Source organism: Pseudomonas sp. StFLB209, from assembly GCF_000829415.1.
Taxonomy (GTDB): domain Bacteria; phylum Pseudomonadota; class Gammaproteobacteria; order Pseudomonadales; family Pseudomonadaceae; genus Aquipseudomonas.
The window spans coordinates 1,422,586-1,438,192 of sequence record NZ_AP014637.1 but is presented as its reverse complement, the minus strand read 5'-3'; the positions used below and the strand labels follow the sequence as shown (position 1 = coordinate 1,438,192).

The window sequence follows — 15,607 nt, the reverse complement described above, 5'->3', positions numbered from 1 at the left end:
GGATATTGGCGGTCAGTCATGATAAATAGCCCGGTCTGACGCGCCAATGAAACAGATGCTGACAAATGTTTCCGGTCGGCGAACCAAGCACGGCGCTGCTGTCTAAAACCGGACGCCAACCGGGCGCCCGATACTCTAAGGAGTCCTCCAAGTGAAGAACACTCTCGTGCTGTTGTCTCTGCTGGCGATGCCGGCTCTGGCGGCCGACCCGACCCTGTACGGCCGCTACGAGCACATCAAGATTGCGGAGGTGGGCGAAACCTTCAAGGCCAAGATGGATACCGGTGCGTTGACCGCTTCGTTATCGGCCAAGGATATCGAGCTGTTCCAGCGCGACGGTGAGCAGTGGGTACGTTTTCGCCTGGCCGCTGACGGCGCCAGTAACAAGCTGTTCGAACACAAGGTCGCGCGGGTCAGCAAGATCAAAGGCCGTGCCGACGAAGACGACGAGGACGAAGACCGCATCGACCCGGCCAAGCGCCCGGTGGTCGAGTTGCAACTGTGCCTGGGCAAGCAGCAGCGCACCGTCGAGGTCAATCTGGTAGACCGCAGCCACTTCAACTATCCGCTGTTGATCGGCGCCAAGGCACTGCGTGAGTTTGATGCAGCGGTGGACCCGGCCAAGCGCTATACCGCCAAACAACCGGATTGCTGATCAGGCACCTTTAAAACTACCTACTGGCTGGGCGCCTGTGGCGCTACGCGCGTCAGCGCTGCGTTAAAAACACGCTCGGAATGCTCATGTACTCCAGTACACTCCGCTTCCTCGCTTGTTTTTGCCTTGCGCTGACTGCCTCGCCTACGTTTTAAAGGCACCTGATTGACGAACAGGGTGGGATCGCGCACCTTCTGTCGGTCCCGTTCAATGCCCGAAATCATGCCGCATATCCTGATTGTCGAAGACGAAGTCGCGATTGCCGACACCCTGATCTATGCCCTGCAAGGCGAGGGTTTTACCAGCACCTGGCTGAGCCTCGGCCAGGCTGCGGTCGAACATCAGCGTCAGACCCCGGCCGACCTGATCATTCTCGATGTCGGCCTGCCGGATATCAGCGGTTTTGAAACCTGCAAACAATTGCGCCGCTTCAGCGATGTGCCGGTGATGTTCCTCACTGCGCGCAATGCCGAGATCGACCGGGTGGTGGGCCTGGAGATTGGCGCCGACGATTATGTGGTCAAGCCGTTCAGCCCCCGTGAAGTGGCGGCACGGGTCAAGGCGATTCTCAAGCGCATGCTGCCCCGTGAACTGCCGGTGGTGGTATCTGCGAGCGGCAGCGGGCTGTTTCAGGTCGATCTGGAGCGCTTCCAGATCAGCTATCGCCAGCAGCCGCTGAGCCTGACCCGTCACGAGTTTCGCCTGTTGCAATGCCTGCTGGAGCAGCCTGAGCGGGTATTCAGCCGCGAGCAGTTGCTCGATGCCCTGGGGGTGGTCGCCGATGCCGGCTACGAGCGCAACATCGACAGCCACATCAAGAGCCTGCGCGCCAAGCTGCGGGCGGTCGCCGCCGATGCCGAGCCGATCCAGACCCATCGCGGTATCGGTTACAGCTTCAGTCCGGGCAACAGCTGAATGTCGCTGAGCATCCGGATATTTCTGGTCTACGCGGTCTTCATCGCCCTGACCGGCTATTTCGTGCTCAGCACGGTGATGAAGGAAGTTCGCCCCGGCGTGCGTCAGTCAACCGAGGAAACCCTGGTAGACACCGCCAACCTGCTGGCGGAAATCTTCCGCGCTGACGTGCGTGATGGCACGCTCGGGCAGAGCCGCTTCAACGAAGTGCTGCAGGATTACGGCGTGCGTCAGCCGCAGGCAACCATCTGGGAACTGCCGAAGAATCAGGTCAGCAACCGTATCTACGTGACCGATGCCAAGGGCGTCGTGTTGCTGGACTCCAGTGGCGAGGCGGTCGGCCAGGACTATTCGCGCTGGAACGACGTGTATCTGACCCTGCGCGGCCAATACGGTGCACGCTCGACTCGCAGCGACCCTGAAGACCCCAACTCGTCGGTGATGCATGTCGGTGCGCCGATTCGTGACCAAGGACAGATTATTGGTGTGGTGACTGTGGCCAAGCCCAATAGCTCGTTGCAGCCCTACATTGAGCGGGCCGAGCGACGTTTGCTGTGGTATGGCGGCGGGTTGATGGTGCTGGGCCTGCTGCTGGGGGCGTTGTTTTCCTGGTGGCTCAGCTCTGCGCTGCGGCGCCTGACCCGTTATGCCCAGGCGGTCAGCGAAGGGCGGCGCGCTGAGCTGCCGCATTACCGGGGCGGCGAGATGGAGCAGTTATCCACAGCGGTGGAGCGCATGCGCATCCAGCTCGAAGGTAAGGCCTATGTCGAGCGTTACGTGCATACCCTGACCCACGAACTGAAAAGCCCGCTGGCGGCGATCCGCGGCGCCGCTGAACTATTGCACGACGATATGCCGACGGCCCAGCGCCAGCGCTTTGCCGGCAATATCGAAGATGAAAGCCAGCGCATGCAGCAGTTGATCGAACGCCTGCTGAACCTGGCGATGGTCGAGCAGCGCCAGGAGCTTGAAGAGCGAGTGGCCTTGCCGCTGGCCGAACTGCTCGATGAACTGCTGCTGGCCCGCAGCCTGGCCGTCGAGCGCCTGGATCTGAAGGTCGAGCGGCAGATCAACACCTCGCTGTGCCTGCACGGTGAACGCTTTCTGCTCAGCCAGGCGCTGGCCAACCTGCTGGACAACGCGCTGGACTTCACCCCGACCGGCGGGTTACTGCGCCTGGCGGCCGAACCCCGGGACGGGCGTATTTACCTCTCGCTGTTCAACACCGCCGAACCGATTCCCGACTATGCCTTGCCGCGTTTGTGCGAGCGCTTCTACTCCCTGCCGCGTCCGCATACCGGGCGTAAAAGCACCGGACTGGGGCTGAACTTCGTCGCCGAGGTGGTGCAGCTGCATGGCGGCGAACTGCGGATCGAGAATGTGGAGGGTGGGGTGTTGGTGAGCCTGTGGCTGGCGTAGGAGCGGATTTATCCGCGAATGATGCTGTTCGCTGCTGAAGCAGCTCCTACGCAGACGATGCCGGTCCGCTATGCCACACGTATTTCCACACAATCTCCACACAGCCCCCATCATCACCCCACATAGCCCGCGCAGACTTTCCCCATAGCAAACAGGGAGAGTCCCCATGAATACAAGCATGAATCGAAGTCTGGCCATGAAGTTGGGCATGATCGCTTTGCTGATCATGCTGTTGTTGATTCCATTGATGATGATCGGCGGGCTGATCAGCGAGCGGCAGGCGCAGCGCGATACGGTGCTTGATGACATTGCGCGCAGTTCCAGTTACAGCCAGCAGATCACCGGCCCGGTGGTCGTGATTCCTTACCGGCGTAGCGTGCAGGTCTGGAAGGTCAAGGCGCAAAGCGATGAGCGCTACCAGGAAACCGAGATTGAGCGCGGTTACCTGCACTTTCTGCCCGAGCGTTTCGAGGTGGATGGCAAGGTGCGCACCGAGCTGCGTTCACGCGGCATCTACGAGGCGCGCCTGTACCATGCGCAAAGCCAGATCAGCGGGCATTTCGCGCTGCCGGAAAAGCTTGGCCTGGATGACAGCTTCGAGGAGTACAGCTTCGAGCGGCCTTATCTGGCGGTGGGCCTGAGTGATATCCGCGGCATCGAAAATGCCCTGACCCTGCAGATGAACGGCCAGACGCTGGAGTTCGAGCCGGGCACGCGGCTGAGTCGTCTCGGTGAGGGGGTCAGTGCCACTCTGCCGGCCATTGACGGCAAGCAGCCGACCCGCCTGAGCTTTGCCTTTGACCTGAACCTGCAAGGCACCGGGCAGCTGAACGTCACCCCGGTGGGCAAGTCCAGCACGGTAAAACTGGTCGCTGACTGGCCGCATCCAAGCTTTATCGGCAACTACCTGCCGACCCAGCGGGAAGTCAGCGCAGCAGGGTTCAGCGCGCAATGGCAGACCTCGTTCTTCTCCACCAACCTTGAAGAGGCCTTCGACAAATGCCTGCGCAGCGATCAGTGCGCAGATTTGCACGGCCGCAGTTTCGGTGTGAGCTTCATCGATCCGGTGGATCAATACCTGAAGAGTGACCGAGCGATCAAATATGCCTTGCTGTTCATCGCCCTGACCTTTGCCGGCTTCTTTCTCTTTGAGGTACTCAAGAGCATGGCCGTGCACCCGGTGCAGTACGCTCTGGTGGGCGCGGCGCTGGCGCTGTTCTACCTGATGTTGCTGTCGCTGTCCGAGCATCTGGGCTTTGCCACGGCTTACCTGTTGTCAGCGGCTGGTTGCGTGCTGTTGATCGGCTTCTATGTCAGCCATGTGCTGCGTGGTGTGCGCCAGGGCGTGGGATTTGCGCTGGGGCTGGCGGCGCTGTATGGCCTGCTGTACGGCTTGCTCAGTGCTGAGGACTACGCATTGTTGATGGGCTCGTTGTTGCTGTTCGGCCTGTTGGGCGTGTTCATGGTCCTGACCCGCAAGCTCGACTGGTACGGCATTGCGCCGGGCATCAGCCACAAACCGGCTGCGGAGCCAGCGCCATGAACGAAGAGTCGCTGTTGCGTCAGGAGCGCCGCCAGGCCAGGCGGCTGCTGGACGGGCTGATCGGTTTGCTGCCCGCAGCGCCGCGGGCAGCCGGGCAGGTGCTCAGGCCGAAGGCTGGGTGGCCTGCATCGAAGGCCGCTGGCTGACGTCAAAATACCAGTTGGCCAGGCGCGGGTAGCTGTTACGCCAGTTCAGATCGGGCTGGCGGAAATCCAGGTAACCCAGTGCCGCCGCGACACTGATCGAGGCAATGTCGAAAGTGGCGCCCAGTTCGGTCAGCGCCTCCTGTTCGAAGTAGGTCAGGGTGCGTTCGATCTTGCTCTGCTGGTTGTCCAGCCATACCGGCCAGTGCAGCTCCTTGGGGCGCAGCGCGGTTTCGTAGCGGATCAGCAGGGCCGCATCAAGCAGCGCATCGGCCAGCGAGGCCAGGGACAGGCGCCGCCAGCGCGCCGGGCCGTCACGGGCAATCAATGGCGTGCCGGTGTGCTGGTGGTCCAGGTAGTCGAGGATCACCCGGCTGTCATGGATCACATTGCCGTCGGCCAGACGCAGCGCCGGAATCTTGCCCGCCGGGTTGTCATGGTTAAGCTCGGCAGAGGGGCTTACCGGAGTCAGGACCGTAGACTGCAATTGAACCTTGTCGAGCTGACCGGTTTCATGAAGCAGGATGACCACCTTGCGGGCAAACGGCGATGCCGGGTTGGTGTACAGGGTCATGGTAGGTGCTGACATGAATGATCCTCGATGGCGACAGAGTCATAGACTAGTCAGCGCCTCGTGGCTCTGCAATTGTTGGCTAGGGGTTGTTGCCGTTTCAGCGGTTGTGATGAAACGGCAACAGCCCCTAAAAGGAATGCGTTTGCATGCGCCTGCGCCACTGGCTCAGGCTTTGCTCCAGGCGGGCCGGGCTGTCGATGCCCTGGCGGCGGGCGTGGCTGAACAGGATCAGCGCCAGTTCTGCGGTGACCAGGGCATCGGCGCTGGCATGGTGACGCTCTTCGGCATGCAGGCCGAAGTGGCGGGTCCAGTCGTCCAGGCCGGCCTTGCGCAGGTTGGCCTGTTCGCAGAGCATCGGGGCAATCTCGGCAACGTCGAAAAAGGTATGCTGCAGGCGGTAGTCGAGGCTTTCCTTCAGGGCCCGGGCCAGCATGTGCTGGTCGAATGGCGCGTGGAACGCCAACACCGGGCTGTCGCCAACAAACTCCATGAAATCCAGCAGCGCTGCGACCGGTTCGCTGCCAGCGGCAATCGCGCTGGGCGCCAGACCGTGGATCAGCACGGCGGGGCTGAGCTTGTGATCCACGCGTTGAATCGTGCATTCGAATAGCTGACCCAGATCGATGGCGCCGTCCTCGATGACCACCGCCCCGATTGACAGCACCTGATCGCGGTTCATGTTCAGCCCGCTGGTTTCCAGGTCCAGCACCACCCAGCGCTGCTGGCGCAGCGGCCGCTCATCGAGCACTGCACCGCCCGGCAGTGCGGCCAGGCGCTGTTTCTGGTGTTCATCCAGAGGCGTTTTCTTGACGACGGGGCGTAGCCATTGGAACAGGTTCATAGTTGATAGCGCAGGCTCAGGCTCGATTGCAGGCGTTGAGCCTGACGGAAGGACTCACGCAGGATGCGCCGGTCCAGATGGTTGAGGGTGTCGGGATCGATGCGGTTGGAGTACGGCAGATTCTGCCGGCTCTGCAACTGATGCTGTTGCATGCGGGTCTGCTGGATGAAGTGGTAGGCCTCTTCGTAGGCAGCGCCATCGAGCGGGTCGATGACCTCACGCTCGACCAGTTGACGCAGGCGCTCCAGGGTATTGATGGCTTCAATATTGTTGACCAGCGCCAGCAGGCGGGCGCCGTCGACGAACGGTGTCAGGCCTTCGGTCTTGAGGTCCAGGGTGTCTTTGTCGCTGCCCTTGCGGGCCAGCACGAAGTCCTTGAAGCGCCCGACCGGCGGACGATGGCGCAGGGCGTTTTCGGCCAGCATGCGCTGGAACAGTCGGTTATCGGCGACCTGATCGAGAATGCTGCGGCGCAGGTACTCGCCGCCGCTTTCTTCGCCCCACACCACCCGCAGGTCGAAGTAGATACTCGACGCCAGCAGGTTTTCCGGGGTGGCTTCGCGGATAAACGCCGAGAAGCGCCGCGCCCATTCGCTGCGTGACAGGCACAGGTCGGGGTTGCCGGCCATGATGTTGCCTTTACAGAGGCTGAAACCGCACAGGGCCAGGCTCTGGTTGATACGTTCAGCGATCGGCAGCAGCAGGGCACGGATTTCAGCCGCCTGTTTGGCATCGCTGGCTTCAAACAGAATGCCGTTGTCCTGATCGGTGTGCAGGGTCTGCTCGCGACGGCCCTCACTGCCGAAGCACAACCAGCTGAACGGTATGCCGGGGTCGCCTTTTTCTTCCAGGGTCAGTTCGATGACCCGACACACGGTGTGATCGTTGAGCAGGGTAATGATCTGGGTAATCTGCGTGGATGAAGCCCCGTGGGCCAGCATCCGCTCGACCAGTTGCACGATATCGCCACGCAGATGCACCAGCGCTTCGATACGTGGCGCGTTACGGATGGTGCGCGCCAGATGGACCAGGTCGACCCGTTGCAGCGAGAACAGGTCGCGCTCTGAAACCACCCCGCACAGTCGCCCGTCGCGTACCAGGCAGACATGGGCAATATGTCGGCCGGTCATGGCAATGGCCGCATCGAAGGCGCTGGCATCCGGGCTCAGGTAAAACGGCGAGGGGCTCATGAACTGGCTGATGCCTTCGCTGAAGTCGGCATTTACGTCAGCCACCGCTTCACGTAGATCACGCAGGGTGAAGATGCCCAGCGGTGCCTGCCGTTCATCGACGATCACGATGCTGCCGACCTGTTGGTCATGCATCAGCTTCACCGCTTCGCGCATGGGCATGTCCGGGGCACACATGACCGGGTGGCGCATGGCCAGTTCGCCCAGCCGGGTATTGAGCGAGTATTGAGTGCCGAGGGTTTCTGCGGCGCGTTGCTGGACTTGCTGATTGACCTGATCGAGTAGACTGCTGACGCCGCGCAAGGCGAAGTCGCGAAAGCAGGTCGACAATGAGAACAGCTTGATGAACGCCTGCTTGTTCAGTTGCAGACAAAAGGTGTCTTCGGCGGCCAGGTGTTCGGTACGGGTGGCGCGTTCGCCCAACAGCGCAGCGAGCGGGAAGCACTCGCCGCTGGTGATCTCGAAGGTGGTCTCGGTTCCGCGCCGGGCCGAATGTGGGCGCTCACCGACCACCTGGCCTTGCTTGACGATATAAAAGTGCTCAACCGGGCCGTCGGCAGGCTTGATGATGCTTTCTCCAGCGCCATAAAAACGCAACTGGCACTGTTCGACCAGATACGCCAGGTGCGCGCTTTCCATCTGGTTGAACGGCGGGAACCGCTGCAGGAACTGCATGGTGCCGTGAATGTTCTGCAACACGGCGGTTTTTCCTGCTTCGGTGAAGGCATCTGCTTTACTCATGACGTGCACCGCTTTTTTTGTTATTCATGACCATGGTCGGTCGCTTGGCGTCCAGTGCCCATTGGACGTAAGTCTTAAGGACCAGACCCCGGCGCCTGCAAGGCGTCACAGGATAGTTATGAACGGCTGGCAGGATAAGCCCAGGCAATGATGAGATTTCCATGTCCGATCACGATATTCTCAGCGACGAAGAGCGCGACGCACTCAACGAAGTGATGTCTGCGCCTCAGTGTGATGTGCCGCAACGTGTCCTGATCGTCGATGACGACACCGATGCGCGCGAAGTCTTGGCTGAGATTCTCAACCTCAATGACATCAGTTGCCTGACGGCGGCGGGCAGCAGCAGCGCTTTGCAGCTGTTGCAGAGCCGCGAATCGATCGGCCTGTTGATCACCGACCTGCGCATGGCGCCTTGCGACGGCCTGGAGCTGATCCGCAAAGTGCGCGACTCGGCACGTGCCGAACTGCCGATCATCATCGTCTCGGGCGATGCCAGCGTGCGCGACGCCATCGACGCCATGCACCTGAGCGTGGTCGATTTCCTGTTGAAACCGCTCAATACCAAGCAGTTGGTGAAGGTGGTGAAGCGGGAATTGGGGATCGCTTGACTAGCAGGAGCGACCTCGACGGATCGCCGCCCGGCCGCTCCCACTTCGGTTGTGACTTGAAATAATGTGGGAACGAGCTTGCTCGTGAAGAGGCCGGTAACGCCGCAGCATCTGCTGTGGCTGTCCCGGCCTCTTCGTCGCAATGCGCCCAGACCAAGGTCGCTCCTACAGAGAGCGGTTACTTCTGGCTGGCCTTGAACTCCCGGCGCCGACGGTGCAGCACCGGCTCGGTGTAGCCGTTAGGCTGTTGGGTGCCTTCAAGAACCAGCTCCAGCGCCGCCTGGAACGCAATGTTGCTGGCGAAGTCTGGCGCCAGCGGGCGGTACAGCGGGTCATTGGCGTTCTGCCGGTCCACGACAACGGCCATGCGCTCAAGGCTTTCCAGCACCTGCTCGCGGCTGACCACACCGTGGTGCAGCCAGTTGGCAATGTGCTGGCTGGAAATACGCAGGGTGGCGCGGTCTTCCATCAGGCCCACGTCGTTGATATCCGGCACCTTGGAGCAGCCCACGCCCTGATCGATCCAGCGCACCACGTAACCGAGAATGCCCTGGGCGTTGTTGTCCAGTTCATTGCGCAGCTCATCGGCCGACCAGCCGGTATCGCTGGCCAGTGGAATGCTCAGGATGTCATCGACCGACGCTTGCTCGCGCTTGGCCAGCTCGCCCTGGCGGGCGAACACATCGACCTTGTGGTAGTGCAGGGCATGCAGTACCGCAGCGGTCGGTGAGGGCACCCAGGCGGTGTTGGCGCCGGCCAGCGGGTGGGCAATTTTTTGTTCGAGCATCGCCGCCATCAGATCAGGCATGGCCCACATGCCCTTGCCGATCTGGGCCCGGCCTGGCAGGCCGCAGCGCAGGCCGATATCGACGTTGGAGTTCTCATAGGCACCGATCCATTTCTCGGCCTTCATCTGCGCCTTGCGCACCATCGGGCCGGCTTCCATGGAGGTGTGGATCTCGTCGCCGGTGCGGTCGAGGAAGCCGGTGTTGATGAACACCACCCGCTCGCTGGCCGCCTGGATGCAGGCCTTGAGGTTCAGCGTGGTGCGCCGCTCCTCGTCCATGATCCCGACTTTCAGGGTGTTGCGTGCCAGGCCCAGTACCTGCTCGATGCGGCCGAACAGCTCATTGGTGAACGCCGCCTCTTCGGGGCCGTGCATCTTCGGTTTGACGATGTACACCGAGCCGCTGCGGCTGTTGGCCCGTGTGGTGTCGCCTTTGAGGTTGTGGATGGCGATCAGGCTGGTGATCAGGCCGTCGAGAATGCCTTCCGGCACTTCGTTGCCGTGCTTGTCGAGGATCGCATCGATGGTCATCAGGTGACCGACGTTACGGATGAACAGCAACGAACGACCATGCAGGGTGATTTCGCCGCCGTCCGGCGTGCTGTAGACGCGGTCGGGGTTCATGGTGCGGGTGAAGCTTTCGCCGCCCTTGGTGACCGTTTCGGCCAGGTCGCCTTTCATCAGGCCCAGCCAGTTGCGATAGACCAGGGTCTTGTCGTCGGCGTCCACGGCGGCGATGGAGTCTTCGCAGTCCATGATGGTGGTCAGCGCCGCTTCCATCAGGATGTCTTTGACCCCGGCGGCGTCGGTCTGGCCGATCGGGCTGCTGGCGTCGATCTGCAGTTCCAGGTGCAGGCCGTTGTGCTTGAGCAGGATGGCAATCGGCGCGCTGGCCTCGCCCTGAAAACCGATCAGTTGGGTGGGCTCGCTGAGCAAGGTCTGGCTGCCGTCTTGCAGCGTCACCACCAGCTTGCCGTCGATCAGGCCGTAGGCGGTGGAATCGACATGGGAGCCATTGGCCAGTGGTGTGGCCTGATCCAGCAGCGCGCGGGCAAAGGCGATGACCTTGTCGCCGCGTACCTTGTTGTAGCCCTTGCCGCGTTCGGCGCCGCCTTCTTCGCTGATGGCGTCGGTGCCGTACAGCGCGTCATACAACGAACCCCAGCGGGCGTTGGCGGCGTTGAGCGCAAAGCGGGCGTTCATCACCGGCACCACCAGTTGCGGGCCGGCCATGCTGGCGATTTCCTCGTCGACGTTGCTGGTGCTTATTTGCACCGTTGCCGGCTCCGGCAGCAGGTAACCGATATCGCCCAGAAAGGCCTTGTAGGCGGCCGCGTCGTGCGCCTGGCCGGCCTGTTGCCGGTGCCAGGCATCGATCCGGGCCTGCAGCTCGTCGCGCTTGACCAGCAGTGCGCGGTTTTTCGGTGCCAGCTCGTGAATCAGTGCATCCGCCCCACTCCAGAACGCCGCAGTATCGACGCCGGTTCCGGGGACTGCTTCGTTCTGCACGAAGTCGAACAGTACCTTGGCGACCTGCAGGTCGCCGACTTGAACGTATTCAGTCATTGCACTTGCCTCACTTTGCTCAGCGGTATTGCGCCCCTTTGACGAGCACATTGATGATGGGGGACGGTTTATGTAGTGCGCGCTGGCGAATACTACATGATCATTTGCCGGGTGAACATGCGACTAAATACGTCACCAAGCGACTGGATTTTTCTTTCTGGTCACGAATGCTCGCCCCCAAGGTCGAACTGCAAGGCTTGCCTATACTGGCTTGACCATCGCTTGAATGAGGACTCGCCTGTGGATCATCTGGTCATTACCGTGGTTGCCCCTGACCAACCGGGGCAGGTTGAACGCATCGCCCACTGCATCGCCGAGCACGGTGGCAACTGGCTGGAGAGCCGCATGTCACGGCTGGCCGGGCAGTTTGCCGGCATCCTGCGAGTCGGTGTGCCGCCTGAGCAGCACGACGAACTGATCACCGCCCTGCATCAACTGGCCGCCTACGACATCCGTGTGCTGCTGGCAGAAAGCATTGTAGAACCGGCTGGTAGCTGCAAACCGATCCAGATGTCGCTGGTCGGCAACGACCGGCCGGGAATCGTGCGCGACATTACCCGCCTGCTGGCCGGGCAAGGCGTCAACGTCGAAAAACTGGTGACTGACGTGCATACCGCACCGATGAGCGGCGAATGGCTATTTCGCGCCGACGCGGTATTGGGCGTGCCGCTGAGCCTGAGCCTGGATGAACTGCAGGCGAAGCTGGAGACCCTGGCGGATGATCTGATGGTGGAGCTGGTGTTACGCGAGGAGGAGTGAGGCGGTTATTGAAGGTAGTTATTTGGGGCCGGCCTCGACTCAACGTCGAGGCTGGAGTTTGATATTTACCAAGCTGGTGCGAAAAGCCCCTTCCTTCAGGTGGGGGATGAAAGCGGAACCGCGAAGCGGTCATAGGGGTTAAGATCCCAAAAATCGCCCCTATTCTGTGTTTCATGACTGAAATGAACGCGACCAGAACCCTCAAGGTTCGAGTGCGAGACAAGCACGCAGCGCAGCTGCGTGAAGCTTCTCGCGCTGTGAATTTTGTGTGGAACTACGTGAACGAGTTGAGCTGTCGCTCGATTCGTGAGCATGGTCGTTTTCTGTCGGCGTTCGACATTCACAAGTACACCAACGGGGCCGGCAAAGACCTGGGACTGCACAGCCAATCGGTGCAGGCTGTTGCCGACGAATATGTCACACGGCGCAAGCAGTTCAAAAAGCGCCAGCTACGCTGGCGCTGCTCGGGCGGCGCCCGGCGCAGTCTGGGCTGGGTGCCCTTCAAGGTCGGCGCGGCTGTCTGGAAAAACGGCCAGGTCGTCTTCAACAGACAGCACTTCAAGGTCTGGGACAGCTACGGCCTGGCGGGCTTTAAATTCAGATCCGGTAGCTTCAACGAGGACAGCCGTGGACGCTGGTATTTCAACGTCGTGGTCGAGGTCGACCGGCAGTTATCGCCAGGCCAGGACGCGGTGGGTATCGACCTCGGACTGAAAACCACGGCCACCTGCAGCGACGGTGATCGCCTTGAAAGCGGCAGGTTCTACCGGGATCTGGAGAGCGCCCTGGGCACGGCCCAGCGGGCCGGCAAGACGGCCCGTGTGCGGGCGATTCACGCCAAAATTGCGAACCGCCGCAAGGATTGCCTGCATAAGTTCAGCAACGCGCTGGTAGCGCGTTGTGGCGTCATTGTGGTGGGCGATGTGAGCTCACTGAAACTCGCGAAAACCAGGATGGCCAAGTCGGTGCTGGACGCCGGCTGGGGCCAATTGAAAACCATGCTGGAATACAAATGCGATCACGCAGGCACGGTTTTCAAGGTTGTCAGCGAAAGAAACACCACCCAAACCTGTTCGAGCTGCAAGCAATTGCCGGACTCGAGGCCGAGAGGTATCGCAGGGCTTGGAATAAGGGAATGGACTTGTTGTGGGTGTGGTGCCACCCACGACCGCGACGTCAACGCCGCAAAGAACATTCTCGCGCTCGGGCATGAGCGTCCAGTTGTGGGAATCCCCGCCCTTTAGGGCGGGGAGGATGTCAATGCGAGCGCTTGAAACCGGGTTTGCCGTTAGCTTCTCTCCAGCGCTTTATAAAATCAGTAATGCCTTGCGGACTGTCTTCAATCTCAGGATCTGGATAGAAAATCACACCGTTTCCTTGAGGGTGCTCTGTGATTTTTTCAAAGTGTTTTACGAGTTGAATGTGCTCTCGTTCCGATTTGACATCGGCCATGCAAATCTTTGTGACAAACTCTAGAAACTCTGCTTCGGTGTAGTCTTCAAATTTCTCAAATGTTTTCATTTTGTCTCGCTAAAAATTAAATCAGATAATTTGAGCGTGGTGATGGCTGTCTTTATACGGATAAGAGAGACATCCGTTAGAAAACGCTTTCGAAATGAAGCAGGAGGAGAAGGAGGGTTATTCAGCTTTTTCTTGCATGTGCCTGTGGATAACCTGGGGGTTCCCGGCGCCGGGCCTTGTGTGGCAAGGCTTGCCGAACTTTGGTTAAAAAACCGGCAATTTCAAAGGCTTGTGCACAATTACATTGAGCGAGGCTGTGGATAAGGTTGGGGTAACCCTTTGCAGGCCTTGTGATTCAAGGTCTGCAAAGAGTTGTTCGTTTTTTGATCAGCGGCGTTTGCGCAAGCTGAGCCAGGCATCGACGCTGTAGATCGCCAGCCCGGCCCAGATAAATGCGAAGGTTACCAATGTGCTGGTGGCCAGATGCTCGCCATACACCAGCACCGCCAGCAGCATGACCAGGGTCGGGCCGATGTATTGCAGAAAGCCCAGGGTGGCAAACGGCAGGTGGCGCGCGGCGGCGTTGAAGCACACCAGCGGCACCAGTGTCACGGGACCTGCGGCGGCCAGCCACCAGATCATCGAACTGTCGATGATCGGCGGTTGCAGGCTGCTGGCGTCGGGGTGCAGCAACAGCCAGCCCAGGGCCAACGGTACCAGCATCCAGGTTTCCACCACCAGGCCGGGCAGCGCCGCGACCGGGGCTTTCTTGCGGATCAGGCCGTAAAAGCCGAAGGTCAGTGCCAGGCTCAGGGAGATCCACGGTAAGCTGCCGACCTGCCAGACCTGTTGCGCGACACCGGTCGCGGCCAGGCCGACGGCCAGCCATTGCAGGCGGCGTAGGCGCTCACCGAGCAGCAACAGCCCCAGCAGCACGTTGACCAGCGGGTTGATGTAGTAGCCCAGGCTGGCTTCAAGCATACGACCGTTGTTCACCGCCCAGACGTAGATCAGCCAGTTGCTGGCGATCAACGTGCCGCTGAAGGCCAGCACTGCCAGGCGCTGCGGGTTGTCGCGCAGCTCGCGGAACCAGCCGGGGTGTTTCCAGACCATCAACAGCAGCGAGCCGAACAGCGCCGACCACAGTGCCCGGTGAATGATGATTTCCAGGGCCGGAACCGACTGGACGATTTTGAAGTACAGCGGGAACAGACCCCAGATGGTATAGGCCGTCAGACCCAGAATGTAGCCGCGACGCAGGTTGGCAGTTTGCATGATGGTCCTTGGTGCTGCCCTGTTGTGAGGGAGAGCCTGGCGATAAAACAGTGACGTCAAAACAGCTTCAGCGGCTCTTCACGCAACGCCGAGAGCTGTTCGCGCAGGGCCAGAATGTGATCGCCCCAGTACCGTTCGCTGCCGAACCAGGGAAAGCTGCGTGGAAACGCCGGGTCGTCCCAGCGGCGTGCCAGCCAGGCGCTGTAGTGCATCAGGCGCAGGGCGCGCAGCGGTTCGATCAAGGCGAGTTGGCGCGGGTCGAAGTCGTGGAACTCGCCGTAGCCGTCGATCAGCTCCGACAGTTGCCCCAGGCAGTCCTGGCGGTCGCCGGCCAGCATCATCCAGATGTCCTGCACCGCCGGGCCCATGCGGCAGTCATCCAGGTCGACGATATGAAAGATCTCGTCGCGGCACATCATGTTGCCGGGGTGGCAGTCGCCGTGCATGCGGATGTTGCTGTGGGACGTTGCGGCGTAGGCGTCTTCGATGCGTTTGAGCAGGTCACGGGCGACGGACTCGTAAGCGGGCAGCAGGTCGCGGGGGATGCAATTGTTATTGAGCAGGTAGTCCAGCGAGTCGCGGCCGAAGTTCTGCACAGCGAGGGTTTCACGGTGTTCGAAATCACGCGCGGTGCCTACCGCATGCAAGCGGCCGAGCAACTGCCCCAGCCGGTACAGATGATCGAGGTTGCCCGGCTCCGGGGCGCGACCGCCACGGCGCGGGAACAGGGTGAAGCGAAAGTCGCCATGCTTGAACAGGGTCTGGCCGTCATGCGTCAACGGTGCGACCACCGGAACCTCGACGGCTTCGAGTTCTGCAGTGAAACGGTGTTCTTCGAGAATCGCCTCGTCGCTCCAGCGCCCTGGGCGGTAGAACTTGGCAATCAGCGGCTGCTGGTCTTCGATACCGACCTGATAGACGCGGTTCTCGTAACTGTTGAGGGCCAGTACCCGGGCGTCGCTGAGAAAACCGATGCTCTCGACTGCGTCGAGAACCAGATCAGGGGTGAGTGCTGCGAAAGGATGGGACATGCGGACTCCTATGCGCAACGAACAGCTGCGTAGACCGCTGATGGTAACGCAGACAACGGCCCGGTAGGAGCGGCTTTAGCCGCGAAAGTTGCCGCCCGG

General features: G+C 60.9%; 14 protein-coding genes. 7 read left to right on the top strand and 7 right to left on the bottom strand.

Going from position 1 to position 15,607, the window contains the following annotated elements; genetic code table 11:
* Positions 1-151: 151 nt before the first annotated feature.
* From rloA2 to creD, 4 genes are all read left to right on the top strand, one after another.
* Positions 152-655, top strand: a complete 504-nt coding sequence (gene rloA2, locus PSCI_RS06665; RefSeq protein ID WP_045484457.1) for a retropepsin-like aspartic peptidase RloA2 — start codon at positions 152-154, stop codon at positions 653-655.
* A gap of 222 nt (positions 656-877) precedes the next feature.
* Entirely contained in the window at positions 878-1,570 is a 693-nt protein-coding gene (creB, locus tag PSCI_RS06660) for a two-component system response regulator CreB (protein WP_045484454.1), read from the top strand.
* Positions 1,571-2,989, top strand: a complete 1,419-nt coding sequence (gene creC, locus PSCI_RS06655; protein ID WP_045484451.1) for a two-component system sensor histidine kinase CreC — start codon at positions 1,571-1,573, stop codon at positions 2,987-2,989. It begins immediately after the preceding gene.
* Positions 2,990-3,167: 178 nt separating this feature from the next.
* Entirely contained in the window at positions 3,168-4,532 is a 1,365-nt protein-coding gene (gene creD, locus PSCI_RS06650; protein WP_045484448.1) for a cell envelope integrity protein CreD, read from the top strand.
* A gap of 102 nt (positions 4,533-4,634) precedes the next feature.
* Here creD and PSCI_RS06645 read toward each other — a convergent pair whose 3' ends face one another.
* From PSCI_RS06645 to PSCI_RS06635, 3 genes are all read right to left on the bottom strand, one after another.
* The gene (locus PSCI_RS06645) at positions 4,635-5,264 is read right to left on the bottom strand and encodes a glutathione S-transferase family protein (RefSeq protein ID WP_045484446.1); all 630 of its coding nucleotides are present in this window, start codon (positions 5,262-5,264) and stop codon (positions 4,635-4,637) included.
* Between the two features lie 112 nt (positions 5,265-5,376).
* Positions 5,377-6,090 (bottom strand): 3'-5' exonuclease, encoded by a 714-nt coding sequence (locus tag PSCI_RS06640; protein WP_045484444.1) that lies wholly within the window; start codon positions 6,088-6,090, stop codon positions 5,377-5,379.
* Entirely contained in the window at positions 6,087-8,021 is a 1,935-nt protein-coding gene (locus tag PSCI_RS06635; protein WP_045484442.1) for a putative nucleotidyltransferase substrate binding domain-containing protein, read from the bottom strand. The genes PSCI_RS06640 and PSCI_RS06635 overlap by 4 nt, the downstream gene beginning before the upstream one ends.
* 161 nt (positions 8,022-8,182) lie before the next feature.
* Here PSCI_RS06635 and PSCI_RS06630 point away from each other — a divergent pair, with 161 nt between their 5' ends.
* Positions 8,183-8,629, top strand: coding sequence for a response regulator (locus PSCI_RS06630; RefSeq protein ID WP_045484440.1), 447 nt, complete (start codon positions 8,183-8,185; stop codon positions 8,627-8,629).
* 178 nt (positions 8,630-8,807) lie between these two features.
* Here PSCI_RS06630 and PSCI_RS06625 read toward each other — a convergent pair whose 3' ends face one another.
* Positions 8,808-10,982 (bottom strand): malate synthase G, encoded by a 2,175-nt coding sequence (locus PSCI_RS06625; protein WP_045484438.1) that lies wholly within the window; start codon positions 10,980-10,982, stop codon positions 8,808-8,810.
* A 240-nt stretch (positions 10,983-11,222) separates the two neighbouring features.
* Between PSCI_RS06625 and PSCI_RS06620 the strand changes: the two genes are divergently transcribed.
* Together PSCI_RS06620 and PSCI_RS06615 are read left to right on the top strand one after the other, a co-directional pair.
* Positions 11,223-11,741, top strand: a complete 519-nt coding sequence (locus PSCI_RS06620) for a glycine cleavage system protein R (protein WP_045484436.1) — start codon at positions 11,223-11,225, stop codon at positions 11,739-11,741.
* A gap of 182 nt (positions 11,742-11,923) precedes the next feature.
* Positions 11,924-12,985, top strand: coding sequence for an RNA-guided endonuclease InsQ/TnpB family protein (locus PSCI_RS06615; RefSeq protein WP_045484433.1), 1,062 nt, complete (start codon positions 11,924-11,926; stop codon positions 12,983-12,985).
* 13 nt (positions 12,986-12,998) lie between these two features.
* Here the strand turns inward: PSCI_RS06615 and PSCI_RS06610 are convergent, their stop codons facing one another.
* The 3 genes from PSCI_RS06610 to PSCI_RS06600 form a co-directional block, all read right to left on the bottom strand.
* A complete protein-coding gene (locus tag PSCI_RS06610) occupies positions 12,999-13,262 on the bottom strand; it encodes a bacteriocin immunity protein (protein WP_045484430.1) in 264 nt (87 codons plus the stop codon).
* 327 nt (positions 13,263-13,589) lie between these two features.
* On the bottom strand, positions 13,590-14,477 hold the full coding sequence (rarD, locus tag PSCI_RS06605) for an EamA family transporter RarD (protein WP_045484427.1): 888 nt from the start codon (positions 14,475-14,477) through the stop codon (positions 13,590-13,592).
* Positions 14,478-14,533: 56 nt separating this feature from the next.
* A complete protein-coding gene (locus PSCI_RS06600; RefSeq protein ID WP_045484424.1) occupies positions 14,534-15,508 on the bottom strand; it encodes a serine/threonine protein kinase in 975 nt (324 codons plus the stop codon).
* Positions 15,509-15,607 lie beyond the last annotated feature (99 nt).